Consider the following 16,280-nt stretch of genomic DNA (forward strand, 5'->3'; position numbering starts at 1 on the left):
CATCAAACCAGCGTCGCCCTCCGCACCGCCAGCTCCCACCGCTCCATCTTCTCCTCAGCCTTCACCCGGCTCAGGGTAGGCATGAAGCGCCGTTCGACGCGCCACTGCTTCGACAACTCACCCAGGTCGCGGTACACGCCGGTCGAGAGTCCTGCCAGGTAAGCCGCACCGAGCGCCGTGGTCTCGATGACCTCCGGCCGTACCACCGGAATCCCCAGCAGATCCGCCTGGAACTGCATCAGCAGATCGTTGACGGCCGCGCCGCCGTCGACGCGCAACTCCGCCACCGGCGTGCCGCCCGCGGCGACCGCATCGCGGCTCATGGCCTGCAGCAGCGCGGCGCTCTGATAAGCAATGCTCTCCAGCGCCGCGCGCGCGATGTGCGCGACGGTGGTGCCGCGCGTGAGGCCGGTGATGGTGCCGCGCGCGTCGGCGTTCCAGTAGGGCGCGCCGAGGCCGGTAAAGGCCGGCACCATCATCACGCCGCCCGCATCGGGCACGCTCTCGGCCAGCGCCTGCACCTGTGCGCTGCCCTGGATGGCCTTCAAGCCGTCGCGCAGCCACTGCACTACCGCGCCGCCGACGAACACGCTGCCTTCCATCGCGTACTGCGGCTGGGCGCTGGTCTGCGCCGCGCTGGTCACGAGCAGGCCGTTCTGCGAAGGCTGGAAGGCGCCGCCGGTGTGCATCAACAGGAAGCAGCCGGTGCCATAGGTGTTCTTGGCCATGCCGGCCTCGAAGCAGGCCTGGCCGAAGAGGGCGCTTTGCTGGTCGCCCGCCACGCCGCCGACGGGCAGGCTGCGCTCGAACAGGCCCGCGTCGGTGTCGGCAAAGTGCGCGCTCGAAGGCTTCACCTCGGGCATCAGCGAGGCGGGGATGTCCAGCGCCTTCAGCAGATCGGCATCCCACTGGTTGCTGCGGACATTGAAGAGCATGGTGCGCGAGGCGTTGCTTACGTCGGTCACATGCACCTTGCCACCGGTCAGTTGCCAGATCAGCCAGCTGTCGACGGTGCCGAAGGCCAGCTCGCCGCGCTCGGCCGCGGCGCGTGCGCCGGGCACGTTGTCGAGCAGCCAGCGCAGCTTGGTGCCGGAGAAGTAGGCGTCGATCACGAGACCGGTCTTGTCGCGGATGGTGTCGGTCATGCCGTCTTCGCGCAGCCGTGCGCACAGCGGCTCGGCGCGCCGGTCCTGCCAGACGATGGCGTGGTGCACCGGCTGGCCGGTTTTGCGGTTCCACAGCACGGTGGTTTCGCGCTGGTTGGTGATGCCCAGCGCGTGGATGTCGCTCGCTGTGAGCTTCGCTTTAGCGAGCACCTCGCGCGCGGTCGCGAGCTGGCTGGTCCAGATCTCCACCGGGTCGTGCTCGACCCAGCCGGGCTGCGGGTAGATCTGCGTGAGCTCTTGCTGGGCGATGGCGACGATGCGGCCTTCGCGATCGAAGACGATGCTGCGGGAGCTCGACGTGCCCTGGTCGAGGGCGAGCAGGTAGGTCATCTCAATGGTCCTTTGATGCGATCTCGCAGCGCACCTGTGCGCGCTCGAGCAGCTCCGGAAAAGGCGGCGGCGGCTCGGCGTCGGTGAAAAGGCAATCGATCTGCGACAGCTTCGCCAGCTCGATCATGGCAGGGCGGTTGAACTTGCTCGCGTCGGCCGCGAGCCAGACCTCGCGCGCCTGCGCAATGATGGTCTGCGCCACCTTCACCTCGCGCAGGTCGAAGTCGCGCAGCGTGCCATCGTCCTCGATGCTGGAAACGCCGATCAGCGCGATGTCGACCTTGAACTGGCGGATGAAATCGACCGTCGCCTCGCCCACGATCGCGCGGTCGCGCAGCCGCACCGAGCCGCCCGCGACGATCACCTCGCAGTTCGGGTTGTCGCTCAGGATGGTCGCGACATTGAGGTTGTTCGTGATCACGCGCAGCCCGGTGTGGCGCAGCAGCGCTTTCGCGATCGCCTCGGTGGTGGTGCCGATGTTGAGGATCAGCGAACAGTCGTTCGGCACCCGCGCGGCCACGGCGCGCGCGATGCGCGCCTTGCCTTCGGCATTGAGCGTTTCGCGCTGCTGGTAGCCGATGTTCTCGGTGGTCGAACTCGGTACGCGCACGCCGCCATGGAAGCGCGCCAGCAGGCCTTCGTCGGCCAGTCGCTGCACGTCGCGGCGCACGGTCTGCAGCGTCACTTCGAGCATCTCGGCCAGCTGTTCGACCGTGATCGAGCCGCGGGCGCGGACGGTGTTGAGCAGCTTGAGTTGGCGGGGGTTGGAGTTCACTGACATGAAAGAGAAGAGCGCGCGGGGCGCGTTACTTTAAAACGAAAGAAAACGAATGGACTTAAGGGTTAACGCCAAGGAAAATCGCGCATTAAGGAACCAAAATGAAAGAATACGAAAACGCCTCAAGCGAAATAAGTGAACAAATTCACGGGTCCATCCCTCCGTCCGTTGTGAGCGCCATCCCCCCGTCCACCTCCGCCGCCATCACCGACTGCGACGTGCTCATCGTCGGCGGCGGCATCAATGGCTGCGGCATCGCGCGCGATCTGGCGGGCCGTGGCTTTCGCGTGCTGCTGTGCGAGAAGGACGATCTCGCGGCGCACACCTCCTCGTCGTCCACCAAGCTGATCCACGGCGGTCTGCGCTACCTCGAGTACTACGAGTTCTCGCTGGTGCGCAAGGCCTTGCAGGAACGCGAGGTGCTGCTCAAGAGCGCGCCGCACATCATGTGGCCGCTGCGTTTCGTGATGCCGCACGATCCCTCCATGCGGCCGGCCTGGATGGTGCGCATCGGCCTCTTCATGTACGACCACCTGGCCAAGCGCGAGGTGCTGCCGGGCTCGCGCGCTATCGACCTGCGCAGCCACGCGGCCGGCGAGCCGCTCAAGCCGCAGTTCAAACGCGGCTTCGTCTACTCCGACGGCTGGGTCGATGACGCGCGGCTGGTGGTGCTCAATGCGCTCGATGCGCGCGCCAAGGGGGCCGAGGTGCTGACCCGCACGCGCTGCGTGAGCGCGCGCCGCGATGTCGATGGCTGGACCGCTCTGCTCGAATCCGCGGGCGGCGCCCAGCGCACCGTGCGCGCGCGCGCCGTGGTCAATGCGGCGGGGCCCTGGGCCGAATCCTTCTTGCGCGGCGTGGCCCACGCGGCCAAGGGCGAGGCGTTGGCCACGCGGCACCTGCGGCTGGTCAAGGGCAGCCACATCGTGGTGCCACGCCTCTTCAAGCACGACCACGCCTACATCTTCCAGAACCCCGACAAGCGGATCATCTTCGCGATTCCCTACCAGGACTATTTCACGCTGATCGGCACCACCGACATCGAGCTGAACGGCGACGACCCCGGCGCGGCGCGCATCGGCGCGGACGAGATCGACTACCTCTGCACCCAGGCCAGCCGCTACTTCGAGAAGCCCATCGTGCCGGCCGACGTGGTCTGGACCTACTCGGGCGTGCGGCCGCTGCTCGACGACGACTCGGGCGACCCCTCGGCCGTCACGCGCGACTACCTGCTCGAAAGCAACACCGGTGCCGCACCGCTGCTGTCTGTGTGGGGCGGCAAGATCACGACCTTTCGCAAGCTCGCCGAAGACGCGGCCGACGAGGTGGGCCGGATGCTCGGCGATGCGCGGCCGGCATGGACCGAAGGCGCCTTTCTCGCGGGCGGCGACCTGTCGGGCTGGATCGGTACCGCCGCGCGGCCCGATGACGATTTCGAACGCTTCGTGGCAGCGGTTGGCTCGAAGTACCCGTGGCTCGATGCCGCGCTGGCGCGCCGGCTCGCGCGCGCCTACGGCGCCCGCATCTCGAACGTGATCGGCGATGCGCAATCGACGGCCGACCTCGGCGCCGCCGTGGCACCCGGCCTGCACGAGCGCGAGCTGCGCTATCTGCACAACGAGGAGTGGGCCTGCAGCGGCGACGACGTGCTCTGGCGCCGCTCCAAGCTGGGCCTGCACCTCACGCGCCAGGAGCGCGAGCAGGTCGGTACCTGGATGGAGATCAACACGAGTTCGCAAGAAGGAATTGCTGCATGCAACTGACACTCGAGCGCGTCACCAAGAAGGTGGGCGCCCAGACCTGGCTCTACCCGCAGAGCATCGCGCCGAAGCATGGTGCGGTGACCGTGCTGCTGGGCGCCACGCAGGCCGGCAAGACCAGCCTGATGCGGCTGATGGCCGGCCTCGACACGCCGACCGAAGGCAAGGTGCAGGTCGACGGCAAGGACGTGACCGGCGTGCCGGTGCGCGAGCGCAACGTGGCGATGGTCTACCAGCAGTTCATCAACTACCCCTCGCTCAAGGTGGGCGAGAACATCGGCTCGCCGCTCAAGCTGCGCGGCGAGAAGAACGTCGATGCGAAGGTGCGCGAGCTGGCCGACAAGCTGCACATCGGCATGTTCCTCGACCGCTATCCGGCCGAACTCTCGGGCGGCCAGCAGCAGCGCGTGGCGCTGGCGCGCGCGCTGGCCAAGAACGCGCCGCTGATGCTGCTCGACGAGCCGCTGGTCAACCTCGACTACAAGCTGCGCGAAGGCCTGCGCGAAGAACTCACGCAGCTCTTCGCCACCGGCGACTCGACCGTGATCTACGCCACCACCGAACCTGGGGAGGCCCTGCTGCTGGGCGGCTACACCGCGGTGATGGATGCCGGCGAGCTGCTGCAGTACGGGCCGACCGCCGAGGTGTTCCATGCGCCGCAGTCGCTGCGCGTGGCGCGCGCCTTCAGCGACCCGCCGATGAACCTGCTGGCCGGCCGCGTGGTCGCCGGCGGCGTGCAACTCGAAGGCGGGCCGCTGCTGCCGATCGCGCTGCCGGCGGGCGTCGAAGGCGCCGTGACCATCGGCCTGCGCGCGAGTGCGCTGAACGTGAACGCGGGGGAGGGCGACATCGCCCTGCCCGGCAAGGTCGAACTGGCCGAGATCTCTGGCTCCGACACCTTCGTCCACGCCGAGACGCTGGTGGGCGAACTGGTGGCGCAACTGACCGGGGTGCACCGCTTCGAACTCGGCACGGCGATCACCTTGTACTTCGCGGCCTCGCAGGCCTACGTGTTCGACGCCGGCGAGCGGCTCGCGGTGGCGCCGGCCTGGCGCCGGAAGGGAGACTGACATGGCCCGCATCGACCTCGACCTGGCCCATGCCTATCGCCCCAACCCGAGGGAGGACAGCGACTATGCGCTGCTGCCGCTCAAGATGAGCTTTCGCGACGGCGGCGCCTACGCCTTGCTCGGCCCCTCGGGCTGCGGCAAGACCACCATGCTCAACATCATCTCGGGCCTGCTCGCGCCCTCGCAGGGCAGCGTGCGCTTCAACGGTCGCGACGTGACGCTGGAGACGCCGCAGCAGCGCAACATCGCGCAGGTGTTCCAGTTCCCGGTGATCTACGACACCATGACCGTGGCCGAGAACCTCGCCTTCCCGCTGCGCAACCGGCAGCTGCCAGCCGAGCAGATCAAGAGGCGGGTGGGCGAGATCGCCGAGATGCTCGACATGAGCGGTCAGCTCAACCAGCGCGCCGCCAACCTCGCGGCCGATGCCAAGCAGAAGATCTCGCTCGGCCGCGGGCTGGTGCGCAGCGACGTGTCGGCGGTGCTCTTCGACGAGCCGCTGACCGTGATCGATCCGCACCTCAAGTGGCAGCTGCGGCGCAAGCTCAAGCAGATCCACCGCGAGCTCAAGCTCACGCTGATCTACGTCACGCATGACCAGGTCGAGGCGCTGACCTTCGCCGAAGAGGTGGTCGTCATGACGCGCGGCAAGGCGGTGCAGGTGGGCAGCGCCGAGGCGCTGTTCGAGCGTCCGGCCCACACCTTCGTCGGCCACTTCATCGGTTCGCCGGGCATGAACTTCCTGCCGGCGCAGTGCGCGGGCGGCGTGCTGGAGATCGCGGGCAACCGGCTCGCGCTGCCGCGGGCGCTGCCCGACGGCGCGCTCAAGCTCGGCATCCGGCCCGAATACCTCGCGCTGGCCGAACTCCAGTCGCCCGGCGCATTGAGGGCCACGGTCACGCAGTTGCAGGACGTCGGGACGCACCAGATGCTCAGCGCGCAGATCGGCGAGAGCGTGCTCAAGGCCCGGCTGCATTCCGATGCGCAGGTGCCGTCGGTCGGCGAGCCGGTCTGGCTCAAGGTGGTGGACAAGCACACCTGCTATTACCGCGATGAGGAGCTGGTCGCATGAACGGAACCGTGAAACCCATCAACCAGAAGGCCTGGTGGCTGGTGCTGCCGGTGCTGCTGTGCGTGGCCTTCTCGGCCATCGTGCCGCTGATGACGGTGGTCAACTACTCGGTGCAGGACATCATCTCGCCCGAGCGGCGCGTGTTCGTCGGCACCGAATGGTTCGCCGCGGTGATGCGCGACGACGAGCTGCATGCAGCCCTGTGGCGCCAGCTCGGCTTCTCGCTCGCCGTGCTCGTCGTCGAGATCCCGCTGGGCATCTGCCTGGCGCTGTCGATGCCATCGACCGGCTGGAAGTCATCGGCCGTGCTGGTGGTGGTCGCGCTCTCGCTGTTGATTCCGTGGAACGTGGTCGGCACCATCTGGCAGATCTTCGGGCGTGCCGACATCGGGCTCTTCGGTTGGGCGCTGCAGAAGCTGGGCATCGACTACAGCTACACCGGCAACGCGCGCGATGCCTGGCTCACGGTGCTGGTGATGGACGTCTGGCACTGGACGCCGCTGGTCGCGCTGCTGTGCTACGCCGGGCTGCGCTCGATTCCCGATGCCTACTACCAGGCCGCGCGCATCGACGGCGCAAGCAAGTTCGCGGTGTTCCGCTACATCCAGCTGCCCAAGATGCGCGGCGTGCTGGTGATCGCGGTGCTGCTGCGCTTCATGGACAGCTTCATGATCTACACCGAACCCTTCGTGCTGACGGGCGGCGGTCCGGGCAATGCGACCACCTTCCTGAGCCAGTACCTCACGCAGAAGGCCGTCGGCCAGTTCGACCTCGGTCCGGCGGCCGCCTTCTCGCTGATCTATTTCCTGATCATTCTGCTGCTGTGTTTCGTGCTCTACAACTGGATGCAGCGGGTCGGCACGCAGGAAGTGGAGGAAACGAAATGAACGAACGCCGCTTCCGCAAGCGCAGCGTCTTCCTGCTGCTCTACATCCTGTTCGCGCTCCTGCCCATCTACTGGATGGTCAACATGAGCTTCAAGACCAACGAGGAGATTCTTTCGAGCTTCTCTTTCTTCCCCCAGCAGTTCACCTGGGCCAACTACGCGCGCATCTTCACCGACGAATCGTGGTACTCGGGCTACATCAACAGCCTGATCTACGTCGGCATCAACACGGTGATCTCGCTCACGGTCGCGTTGCCGGCGGCCTATGCCTTCTCGCGCTATTCCTTCCTCGGCGACAAGCACGTGTTCTTCTGGCTGCTCACCAACCGCATGACGCCGCCGGCCGTGTTCCTCTTGCCCTTCTTCCAGCTCTACACCACGGTCGGGCTGATGGACACACATCTGGGCGTGGCGCTGGCGCACCTGCTCTTCAACGTGCCGCTGGCGGTGTGGATCCTGGAAGGCTTCATGAGCGGCATTCCGCGCGAGATCGACGAGACGGCCTACATCGACGGCTATTCCTTCCCGCGCTTCTTCCTCACCATCTTCCTGCCGCTGATCAAGGCCGGCGTCGGCGTCGCGGCCTTCTTCTGCTTCATGTTCAGCTGGGTCGAGCTGCTGCTGGCCCGCACGCTGACCAGCGTGAACGCCAAGCCGATCGTGGCCACGATGACGCGCACGGTGAGCGCCTCGGGCATGGACTGGGCCACCTTGGCGGCCGCTGGCGTGCTGACCATCGTGCCGGGCGCGATCGTGATCTGGTTCGTGCGCCACTACATCGCCAAGGGCTTCGCGATGGGACGCGTCTAAGGAGACAAAAAAATGTTCGAGTGGATGGTCTGGACCACGCCGGTGGCCGTTTTCTTCAGCTGCATCGCACTGATGCTGGTCGGCATGACCGTGTGGGAACTCAAGTCGCCGACCACCCTGCGCCGCGGTTGGCTGCCGATGGAAACCACGCGCGGCGACCGGCTCTTCATCGGGCTGCTCATCGCGGCCTACATCAATCTGGCCTTCATCGGCCTGGCCGGCCTGTTCCAGGAGTGGTTCAGCCTGGAGGTCGAACCGTCGATCTGGATCAGCTTCGTGCTGTCGATGCTCGCGCTGGCGCTGATCATGCGCAAGGGCTGACGGCAATCGCTTTCTTCAGCTGTCCGGCTCTTCGCTTTCCCGGGGCCGGGATCTGCACAACACCGGGAAGCACCATGAGGAGACATCCATGAAGATTCGCTACACAGCGTTGGCACTGGCAGCGGCGACTTTTGCCTTGCAGAGCGCCTGGGCCGGAGAACCGGAGGCCAAGAAATGGATCGACAGCGAATTCCAGCCGTCGACCCTGAGCAAAGACCAGCAGACCGCCGAGATGAAATGGTTCATCGACGCCGCCAAGAAGTTGCAGGCCAAGGGCGTCAGGGAGATCTCGGTGGTGTCCGAAACCATCACCACGCACGAGTACGAATCGAAGACGATGGCCAAGGCCTTCGAGGAAATCACCGGCATCAAGGTCAAGCACGACCTGATCCAGGAAGGCGACGTGGTCGAGAAACTGCAGACCTCGATGCAGTCGGGCAAGTCGATCTACGACGGCTGGGTCTCCGACTCCGACCTGATCGGTACCCATTACCGCTACGGCAAGATCATGAACCTGACCGACTACATGGCCGGCAAGGGCAAGGAATACACCAACCCGGGCCTCGACCTCAAGGACTTCATCGGCACCAAGTTCACCACCGGTCCAGACGGCAAGCTCTACCAGTTGCCCGACCAGCAGTTCGCCAACCTCTACTGGTTCCGCGCCGACCTGTTCGCGCGCCCCGACCTGAAGGACAAGTTCAAGGCCAAGTACGGCTACGACCTGGGCGTGCCGCTCAACTGGAGCGCCTACGAGGACATCGCCGAGTTCTTCAGCGTCGACGTGAAGACCATCGACGGCAAGCCGATCTACGGCCACATGGACTACGGCAAGAAAGACCCGTCGCTCGGCTGGCGCTTCACCGATGCCTGGCTCTCGATGGCCGGCACCGCCGACATCGGAACGCCCAACGGCCTGCCGATCGACGAGTGGGGCATTCGCGTCGGCGACGACAAGTGCACGCCGGTGGGCGCCAGCGTGTCGCGCGGCGGTGCGACCAATTCGCCCGCGGCCGTCTATGCGCTGACCAAGTACATCGACTGGATGAAGAAGTACGCGCCCAAGGAAGCCACCGGCATGACCTTCGGCGAAGCCGGCCCGGTGCCCGCGCAGGGCCAGATCGCGCAGCAGATCTTCTGGTACACGGCCTTCACCGCCGACATGACCAAGGCCGGCCTGCCGGTGGTCAACGCGGACGGCACGCCCAAGTGGCGCATGGCGCCCGGCCCGAACGGACCGTACTGGAAGCAGGGCATGCAGAACGGCTACCAGGACGTCGGCTCGTGGACCTTCTTCTCTGCGCACGACGAGAACCGCACGGCCGCCGCCTGGCTCTATGCGCAGTTCATCACTTCCAAGACCACCTCGCTCAAGAAGACCATCGTGGGCCTGACGCCGATCCGCGAGTCCGACATCCAGTCGAAGGCGATGACCGACATGGCGCCCAAGCTGGGCGGCCTGGTCGAGTTCTACCGCAGCCCGGCGCGCGTGGCCTGGTCGCCGACCGGCACCAACGTGCCTGACTATCCGAAGCTGGCGCAGCTCTGGTGGAAGAACGTGGCCGAGGCGGTGACGGGCGAGAAGACGCCGCAGAAGGCCATGGACAACCTGGCCGACGAGATGGACAACGTGATGGGCCGCCTGGAGCGCGCCGGCATGGCCAAGTGCGCGCCCAAGCTCAATGCCAAGGGCGATCCCAACAAGTACCTGAGCGACCAGCATGCGCCGTGGAAGAAGCTGGCGAACGAGAAGCCGAAGGGCGAGACCATCGACTACAACAAGCTGCTGAGCGCTTGGAAGGAAGGCAAGGCACGCTGAGCGCCTGAAGCGCAAGGCTTCGAGGGCTGCTGTGCGAAGGCGCAGCAGCCCTTTTTGCTTTGGGGTCGACCGCGCTTTGCTAGCCTCGCGCGATGCCTGGAAGACGCGAATTCATCCTGCTTGCAGCGGCACTTCTGGGCCGTGCCCATGCCCAGACGGGTGCCGATGCGATGGCCGAGCGCCTGCGTGCCGGCCGGTGCGCGCTGCTGTGGCGCCACGCGCAGACGACGCAGGGCGTCGGCGATCCGCCCGGCTTCAGGCTGGACCACTGCAGCACGCAGCGCAACCTGAGCGAGGCGGGCCGTACGCAGGCCCGCGCGGCGGGCGAGTGGTTGCGTGCCCGCGGCCTCGCACCGGGCGCCGTGCGTTCCAGCGCGTGGTGCCGCTGCAAGGACACGGCGGACCTGGCCTTCGGTGCCCATTCCCTGTGGGCGCCTCTCAACTCGACCTTCGGCAGCACTGAGATCTCGGCCAATAACCGGCAACTCCTGCTCGAGGGACTGGCGCGCATTCCGGCCGGTACTTTCGAGGTCTGGGTTACGCACCAGGTCAACATCACGGCCTTCACCGGCGAGTCGGTGGCGATGGGCGAAGCGGTGGTCGTCGATCGCGCGGCCAAGGTCGTGGCACGCGGCGGCTTTGGCGGCTGATCAGCCGATCGCTTGCTGCAGATTGATGCGCGCCTGGGCTTCCAGCTTCGCCCGGATCGATGCGCTGAGATAGAGCGGATCGCGCGCCAGGAAGCGGCCGAGAATTTCACGCCGTCGCAGCTCGAAGACTTCGGGCGGCACATGTGCGTACTCGGCGCGGATCTGCCGCTCGTACTCGGCAAAGCGCGCGGCAGGCGCGCCGAGGATCGAGAGGTCGATGTCGACCAGCAACTGTGCATCGGCATCTTCGGGCTGTGCGTGGTGGCGCGTGGCCATCACCAGCGCATGGACGCGCCGGGCCGCATCGCCCGCGACGCCGGCGGCCAGCAGCGCGGCTTGCGCCCAGTCGGCGCTTCGCGCCTCGTTGTCGCGCCGGTGCACGTCATAGATCGCGTCGTGGAACCACAGCGCGAGCGCGATCTCGGCCGGGCGCTCTGCATGGCTGCGTTCGCGCGCGAGACCGGCCAGGCATTCGTCCAGGTGCTGCAGCGTGTGGTAGGCGCGATGCGGCTCGCTGTAGTGCGCCAGCAGCTTGGCCAGCAGCACCTCGTCGGGCGCAGCGACGCCGAGGTCGCGCCAAGCATCGATCCACGAGGCGCGCCGCACGCCGGCGTCCATGGCTACTGCCCCATCGCGGTGCGGACTTCGCGGCCGAGATCGATCACCGACATCGCGTAGTAACTGCTCCAGTTGTAGCGCGTGATCACGTAGAAGTTCTGCGTGCCGGCCACGTAGTTCGGCGCGTCGGCACCGTTCTGCAGCTCGATCAGCGCGAGCAGGCCCTTGTGCGTGAGCGCCTCGCCCTCGAGCACGGCGCCGCCGGCCACGAACGCGTCGGCGCTGAAGCTGGGCAGGATGTCGGGCGCCATCAGCACGTCCTTTTTGAGCCGCGCCTCGTCGAAGCCGACCGGGTAGATCGGCGGCATGCCCGGCTGCCAGCCGAAGGCCCTGAAATAGCTGGCCACCGAACCGATCACGTCGGCCGGGTTGTTGACCAGGTCGATGCGGCCGTCGCCGTCGAAGTCGATCGCGTACTTGGCGATGCTGCTCGGCATGAACTGCGGCATGCCCATCGCGCCCGCATAGCTGCCGACCGGCATCATCGGATCTTCCGCGGTGCGGCTTTCGGTGCTGAGAAAGCTTTCGAGCTCGCCGCGGAAGAAGGCCTGGCGCTCGGCCGCGCGCGGATGGCCTTGGGGGAAATCGAAAGCCAGCGTGGCCAGCGCATCGATGACTCGGAAGTTGCCCATGTTGCGGCCGTAGATGGTCTCGACGCCGACGATGCCGACGATGATCTCGGACGGCACGCCGTACTCGGCTTCGGCGCGCGCCAGCGTGTCGGCATTGGCGCGCCAGAAGCGCACGCCGGCCGCGATGCGGATCGGGTCGATGAAGCGGCTGCGATAGACGCGCCAGTTCTTCGCCGTGCCCCTGGGTGCCGGCAGCATCAGGCGCGGCACGTTGGGCAGCAGCCGTGCGTTGCCGATGGTCGCGCGCACCCATTTGCGATCGAGGTTGCGCCGTTCGGCCACGTCGTCGGCGAACTGCATCGCGTCGTCGCGCGTGGCATAGGGCGTCTCGCCGCGCACGGTTTTCTGAGCCGATGCGGGGGTCGGGGCGGTCAGCAGGAGGAGGGCCAGCGGAAGAGCGGTCGAAAGAAGGAGGCGCATGGCCTCGATTGTGCCGCCCGTGCCCGGCGCTCTCGTGCGGGACACATGTGGTTTCAGCGCGGCCAGGCCAGGCGGCGGAACTCGGCCTTGAGCGCGGCCAGCGCCGGCCCGGGCGTTCTGGCGTAGCGCTGCGCCTCGAGCTTGAGCAGCCAGTCCGCAGCCGCCTGCGCGCCGGCACCGAAGCGTTCGGCCAGCCGGGCCGCCATCTGGCGCGGCGGCATCGCGTCGGGCACCTCGATGCCTGCCTTCTTCATGCGTGCACGGGCCTGGCCGAGCAGGCGCAGCCACGGGTCGTGCTGGCTGCGTTCCCACAGCGTCCAGCCGGCGCCCGCCAGGCTGGCCACGACCAGCAGCACGAGCAGCACGGTCGCCAGGTCCTGCAGGCTCGGCGCTTCGAAGCCCAGGTTCTTGAGCAGGTCGAGCTGCCGGCTCTGCGTGTAGTTGAGCACCCACTGGTTCCAGCCGTTGTTGACCGCTTCCCAGGCGGCGCGCAGGTTCTGCGCCAGCGTGGGGCTCATCCCGTTGATCGCGCCGGCGAAGAGGCCCGGCTGCGGCGCGAGGCGCTGGAACTGGCCGACGCGGTCCGGCGAGATGGCGCCGGTCGGATCGACGCGTATCCAGCCCGCGCCTTCCTGCCACACCTCGGCCCAGGCGTGCGCATCGCTGTGGCGCAGCGTCCAGAAGTTGTCGACGCCGTTGATCTCGCCGCCCTGGTAGCCGGTGACGATGCGCGCGGGGATGTCGAGCGCGCGCATCAGCACCACGAAGGCCGAGGCGATGTGTTCGCAGAAGCCGGCTTTCCTGTCGAACCAGAACTCGTCGGCGGTGTCGTTGCCGTAGACACCGGGTTCGAGCGTGTAGCTGTAGCCCCCCGTGCGCAGCCGTTGCAGAGCGGCCTGCACGAAGGCTGGCGTGGCCGCGCCGGCGAGGGCCGGGTCGCGCTTCATCTGCGCGGCCAGTTCGGCCGTGCGCGGGTTCGAGCCCGGAGGCAGCGCCACGTAGGGTTGCAACGCGGCTGTGCGGCGCTGCGGGCCGCTCTGGAACTGCGTGAAGCTCTGGGCGCGGTAGCGCACCAGGTCGCCGATCGGCCGGTTCGCGACCCATTGCAGCTCGGGCGTGCCGAACAGTTCGTAGCCCGGCAACTCCGGCTTGGCCGGCGCGGCATCGAGCGTCAGCAGCCAGGGGCGGTTGCTGGGCTCCAGCGTGACTTCGTAGCCGATGGCGTCCCCGCGCACGCGCAGGTTCTGCGGCAGGAAGCCGCGCGAGAAGAGCGGCGGCGATGTCCATTCGCGGCCGTCGAACTGCGACAGCACCGGGCCGCGGAAGTACAGGTCGCGCTGCGCCGGGATGCGGTTGCCGTCGAACCTGATGCGCGCCGCGATGCCGTCGTCGAGCGCGAGCTGCGCGATGCTGCCCACGCGCATCGTGTTCGAGAGGCCGGTGCGGCCGGTCATCGCGTCGTTGGGCGTGCCCCAGAGCGGCGCCATGCGCGGGAATAGCAGGAACAGCACCAGCATGATCGGTGCGCCGAGCAGCGCCATCCAGCCCGCGGTGCGCGCCGCCTGCATGAGCGGCGGCTTGCCGACCGGCATGTGGGCGTTGACCAGCGCGGTCAGGAGGCCCAGCAGTGCCAGCAGCATCGCGAAGGCGGTGGGCAGCGACTGCGAGTAGAAGAAGTTCGTGAGCATCGTGAAGAAGCCCAGAAAGAAGATCACGAAGGCGTCGCGCCGGGCGCGCAGCTCCAGCGTCTTGAGCGCAAGGAGGATCACGATCAGCGTGACGCCGGCGTCGCGGCCAAGCAGCGTGCGATGCGTGGCGTAGGTGGCGACCAGCGTGACCGCGAGCAGGCCGGCGCGCCACCATCTGCTGGGCAGCGGCTTGGCCTGCACGGCCAGGACGCCGCGCCAGAACAGGACGATGGCGGTAAGGGTGCTGCACCACCAGGGCAGATTCGGGACCTGGGGCAGCAGGATGAGCGCGATCACGCCGAGCAGGAAGAGGGTGTCTCTGGCTTCCCGGGGCAGCGATTGGAGCTTGGTCAACATAAGGCCAGCACCTCCAGACACCGCCGCTTGTGCGCCTCCCCCTGAGAAGGAGCAACCACCTTGCCGCCCACCCGCAACCCGTAATCCACGCCCAACCGGTCCGCCATCAGCACCCACGCGCAAAGCCGCGACAGCCGCGCTTCCCAACCGGGCAGGCCGGCAGATTGCGCGTCCAGCCACAGCTCCTGCCGCTGCGCCTGCTGCGTGTCGCGGCTCACGAGTTCTTCCGAGCCCGTGGCCTGCGCTCGCGCCGCGCGCTTCCACACCACGAGCTTCAGCGGGTCCCCGCGCCGATATGCGCGCACCCCGTCGTACTCGCCGGCCACGTTCGCGCGCAGCATCGACGCCGCCGCCTGCCCGGCCAGGGGTTCGCCGGGCGGCAGCGGCGGCGGGTTCGGCTCGGGGGCCGGGTAGACCAGCACCTGCGAGGCCGGCCGCCACACCGTCCAGACGCGAAAGGTGCCCAGCGGAAAACGGGTTTCGGCCGTGAGCGTCGGCACCGGATGCAGACCGCGGCGTTCGGGCTTGAAGGCGACCTCGACCGTTGCGCTGCCCTCGGCCGGCACGTCGCTCCACGACCATTGCCCGCTGTGACGCACGGCCAGTCCGATGCCGTAGCGCGTGCCGCGCCGGGCGTTGTGCAGCACCACGCGGAACACGGCGGCCGCACCCGCATAGCGCGGATCGGGCGTCATCAGGCGCAGCGCGAGCCCGCGCAGGGTGGCATGGCACACATACATGCCGACCGCCACGCTGCCGGCCAGCAGGAAGGTCAGCAGATAGCCGAGGTTGAGCTGGTAGTTGATCGACGCGATCAGCAGCAGCAGCAGCGTGGCGCCCAGCATCCAGCCCGCGGGCGTCGGCACGATATAGACGTTGCGCTGCGTGAGCTCGAGCGTGTCCGAAGGCGGCCGGCGCGAGAGAAACCAGCCGTCGATGCGCGAGCGAAGCGGCGCCAGCAGTTTCACGGCAAGGGGACTGCGGCGGTCATGGCGCGCACCTGCTCGACCGCGCCGCGGCCCGCATCGCCGAGCGGCGTGAGCCGGTGCGCGATGGTTTGCGGCAGCACGGCCTGCACGTCGTCGGGCGCCACGTAGTCGCGGTTGGCCAAGAGCGCCTGCGCCTTGGCCGCGCGCAGCACCGCGATGCCGGCGCGCGGCGAGAGGCCCTGCAGGAACCAGCGGCCCGAGCGCGTCGCGGCGATCAGGTCCTGCACGTAGTTCAGGAGCGGCTCGGCCGCATGCACCTGCAACACGCGCTGCTGCAGCGCCGTGAGTTCACCCGCTGTCAACAAGGCCGGCAGACCCGCGAGCATTTCGCGCCGGTCGGCGCCGGCCAAGAGTTCGCGCTCGGCCGCGCGGTCGGGGTAGCCCAGCGAGATGCGCATCAGAAAACGGTCGAGCTGCGACTCGGGCAGCGCGAAGGTGCCCAACTGATCGTGCGGGTTCTGCGTCGCGATCACGAAGAAGGGGGTGGGAAGAGGGCGGGTTTCGCCTTCCACCGTGACCTGCTTCTCCTCCATCGCTTCCAAGAGCGCGCTCTGGGTCTTGGGACTGGCGCGGTTGATCTCGTCGGCCAGGAGCACCTGGGCAAAGATGGGCCCGGGGTGGAACACGAAGGCCTGCTGTCCGCGGTCGTAGATCGCCACGCCCGAGAGGTCGCCCGGCATCAGGTCGGCGGTGAACTGAACCCGCGAGAACTGCAGGCCGAAAGTGTGCGAAAGCGCGTGGGCGAGGGTGGTCTTGCCGACGCCCGGCACATCCTCGATCAGCAGGTGACCGCCGGCCAGGAGGCAGCCCACGCAGTCGCGCACCTGTGCCTCTTTGCCCACGATCACCGTGTTAAGCTGGCCGAGCAAACTGGCGAGCTTCGCGGCAACGTCCATTTTTGTATCCATATGCAA

At 67.6% G+C, this 16,280-nt stretch carries 15 protein-coding genes; 8 read left to right on the forward strand and 7 right to left on the reverse strand.

Annotated elements, in window-relative coordinates; all coding sequences use genetic code 11:
* Nucleotides 1–2: 2 nt before the first annotated feature.
* Both glpK and ACSQ9I_RS11275 read right to left on the reverse strand, forming a co-directional pair.
* Nucleotides 3–1,496 (reverse strand): glycerol kinase GlpK, encoded by a 1,494-nt coding sequence (gene glpK / locus ACSQ9I_RS11270; RefSeq protein WP_436313221.1) that lies wholly within the window; start codon nucleotides 1,494–1,496, stop codon nucleotides 3–5.
* 1 nt (nucleotide 1,497) lies between these two features.
* Complete coding sequence (locus tag ACSQ9I_RS11275; protein ID WP_436315739.1) at nucleotides 1,498–2,271, reverse strand: DeoR/GlpR family DNA-binding transcription regulator; 774 nt, start codon at nucleotides 2,269–2,271, stop codon at nucleotides 1,498–1,500.
* Between the two features lie 104 nt (nucleotides 2,272–2,375).
* On the opposite strand from ACSQ9I_RS11275, the gene glpD reads away from it, so the two are divergent.
* The 8 genes from glpD to ACSQ9I_RS11315 all read left to right on the forward strand — a co-directional run bounded on the left by glpD (nucleotide 2,376) and on the right by ACSQ9I_RS11315 (nucleotide 10,662).
* Complete coding sequence (glpD, locus tag ACSQ9I_RS11280) at nucleotides 2,376–4,037, forward strand: glycerol-3-phosphate dehydrogenase (protein WP_436313222.1); 1,662 nt, start codon at nucleotides 2,376–2,378, stop codon at nucleotides 4,035–4,037.
* A complete protein-coding gene (locus tag ACSQ9I_RS11285) occupies nucleotides 4,028–5,104 on the forward strand; it encodes an ABC transporter ATP-binding protein (protein ID WP_436290565.1) in 1,077 nt (358 codons plus the stop codon). The genes glpD and ACSQ9I_RS11285 overlap by 10 nt, the downstream gene beginning before the upstream one ends.
* A 1-nt stretch (nucleotide 5,105) precedes the next feature.
* Nucleotides 5,106–6,176 carry an ABC transporter ATP-binding protein gene (locus ACSQ9I_RS11290; protein ID WP_093102630.1) on the forward strand — a complete coding sequence of 357 codons (1,071 nt, stop codon included), beginning with the start codon at nucleotides 5,106–5,108 and terminating at the stop codon, nucleotides 6,174–6,176.
* Nucleotides 6,173–7,063 carry a carbohydrate ABC transporter permease gene (locus ACSQ9I_RS11295; RefSeq protein ID WP_436290564.1) on the forward strand — a complete coding sequence of 297 codons (891 nt, stop codon included), beginning with the start codon at nucleotides 6,173–6,175 and terminating at the stop codon, nucleotides 7,061–7,063. Before ACSQ9I_RS11290 ends, ACSQ9I_RS11295 begins: the two co-directional genes overlap by 4 nt.
* Complete coding sequence (locus ACSQ9I_RS11300) at nucleotides 7,060–7,872, forward strand: carbohydrate ABC transporter permease (RefSeq protein WP_093102633.1); 813 nt, start codon at nucleotides 7,060–7,062, stop codon at nucleotides 7,870–7,872. Before ACSQ9I_RS11295 ends, ACSQ9I_RS11300 begins: the two co-directional genes overlap by 4 nt.
* A gap of 12 nt (nucleotides 7,873–7,884) precedes the next feature.
* Nucleotides 7,885–8,193: a DUF2160 domain-containing protein gene (locus tag ACSQ9I_RS11305; RefSeq protein ID WP_436313223.1), complete on the forward strand. Its 309-nt coding sequence runs from the start codon at nucleotides 7,885–7,887 to the stop codon at nucleotides 8,191–8,193.
* 88 nt (nucleotides 8,194–8,281) lie between these two features.
* Nucleotides 8,282–10,012, forward strand: coding sequence for an ABC transporter substrate-binding protein (locus tag ACSQ9I_RS11310; RefSeq protein ID WP_093102636.1), 1,731 nt, complete (start codon nucleotides 8,282–8,284; stop codon nucleotides 10,010–10,012).
* A 92-nt stretch (nucleotides 10,013–10,104) separates the two neighbouring features.
* Entirely contained in the window at nucleotides 10,105–10,662 is a 558-nt protein-coding gene (locus ACSQ9I_RS11315; RefSeq protein WP_436313224.1) for a histidine phosphatase family protein, read from the forward strand.
* Here the strand turns inward: ACSQ9I_RS11315 and ACSQ9I_RS11320 are convergent, their stop codons facing one another.
* From ACSQ9I_RS11320 to ACSQ9I_RS11340, 5 genes are read right to left on the reverse strand one after another with little or no spacing between them, the layout of a single operon-like run.
* Nucleotides 10,663–11,280, reverse strand: coding sequence for an HD domain-containing protein (locus ACSQ9I_RS11320; protein WP_436313225.1), 618 nt, complete (start codon nucleotides 11,278–11,280; stop codon nucleotides 10,663–10,665). It abuts the gene before it with no gap.
* A gap of 2 nt (nucleotides 11,281–11,282) precedes the next feature.
* Nucleotides 11,283–12,332: a lytic murein transglycosylase B gene (gene mltB, locus ACSQ9I_RS11325; protein ID WP_436313226.1), complete on the reverse strand. Its 1,050-nt coding sequence runs from the start codon at nucleotides 12,330–12,332 to the stop codon at nucleotides 11,283–11,285.
* A gap of 53 nt (nucleotides 12,333–12,385) precedes the next feature.
* Nucleotides 12,386–14,377, reverse strand: coding sequence for a transglutaminaseTgpA domain-containing protein (locus ACSQ9I_RS11330; protein WP_436313227.1), 1,992 nt, complete (start codon nucleotides 14,375–14,377; stop codon nucleotides 12,386–12,388).
* A complete protein-coding gene (locus tag ACSQ9I_RS11335) occupies nucleotides 14,371–15,339 on the reverse strand; it encodes a DUF58 domain-containing protein (protein WP_436315740.1) in 969 nt (322 codons plus the stop codon). The genes ACSQ9I_RS11330 and ACSQ9I_RS11335 overlap by 7 nt, the downstream gene beginning before the upstream one ends.
* A gap of 2 nt (nucleotides 15,340–15,341) precedes the next feature.
* Nucleotides 15,342–16,262, reverse strand: a complete 921-nt coding sequence (locus ACSQ9I_RS11340) for an AAA family ATPase (protein WP_436313228.1) — start codon at nucleotides 16,260–16,262, stop codon at nucleotides 15,342–15,344.
* Between the last annotated feature and the right edge of the window lie 18 nt (nucleotides 16,263–16,280).

It is taken from the genome of Variovorax sp. LjRoot84 (assembly GCF_964254305.1).
Taxonomy (GTDB): Bacteria; Pseudomonadota; Gammaproteobacteria; order Burkholderiales; family Burkholderiaceae_C; genus Variovorax.

Excerpts from the sequence above, each read along its gene's own strand:
- mltB (WP_436313226.1), bottom strand. The coding sequence starts at position 12,332 with ATGCGCCTCCTTCTTTCGACCGCTCTTCCGCTGGCCCTCCTCCTGCTG.
- ACSQ9I_RS11315 (WP_436313224.1), top strand. The coding sequence starts at position 10,105 with ATGCCTGGAAGACGCGAATTCATCCTGCTTGCAGCGGCACTTCTGGGC.
- ACSQ9I_RS11295 (WP_436290564.1), top strand. The coding sequence starts at position 6,173 with ATGAACGGAACCGTGAAACCCATCAACCAGAAGGCCTGGTGGCTGGTG.
- ACSQ9I_RS11290 (WP_093102630.1), top strand. The coding sequence starts at position 5,106 with ATGGCCCGCATCGACCTCGACCTGGCCCATGCCTATCGCCCCAACCCG.
- ACSQ9I_RS11320 (WP_436313225.1), bottom strand. The coding sequence starts at position 11,280 with ATGGACGCCGGCGTGCGGCGCGCCTCGTGGATCGATGCTTGGCGCGAC.
- glpK (WP_436313221.1), bottom strand. The coding sequence starts at position 1,496 with ATGACCTACCTGCTCGCCCTCGACCAGGGCACGTCGAGCTCCCGCAGC.
- ACSQ9I_RS11310 (WP_093102636.1), top strand. The coding sequence starts at position 8,282 with ATGAAGATTCGCTACACAGCGTTGGCACTGGCAGCGGCGACTTTTGCC.
- ACSQ9I_RS11340 (WP_436313228.1), bottom strand. The coding sequence starts at position 16,262 with ATGGACGTTGCCGCGAAGCTCGCCAGTTTGCTCGGCCAGCTTAACACG.
- ACSQ9I_RS11300 (WP_093102633.1), top strand. The coding sequence starts at position 7,060 with ATGAACGAACGCCGCTTCCGCAAGCGCAGCGTCTTCCTGCTGCTCTAC.
- ACSQ9I_RS11305 (WP_436313223.1), top strand. The coding sequence starts at position 7,885 with ATGTTCGAGTGGATGGTCTGGACCACGCCGGTGGCCGTTTTCTTCAGC.
- ACSQ9I_RS11330 (WP_436313227.1), bottom strand. The coding sequence starts at position 14,377 with ATGTTGACCAAGCTCCAATCGCTGCCCCGGGAAGCCAGAGACACCCTC.
- ACSQ9I_RS11285 (WP_436290565.1), top strand. The coding sequence starts at position 4,028 with ATGCAACTGACACTCGAGCGCGTCACCAAGAAGGTGGGCGCCCAGACC.
- glpD (WP_436313222.1), top strand. The coding sequence starts at position 2,376 with ATGAAAGAATACGAAAACGCCTCAAGCGAAATAAGTGAACAAATTCAC.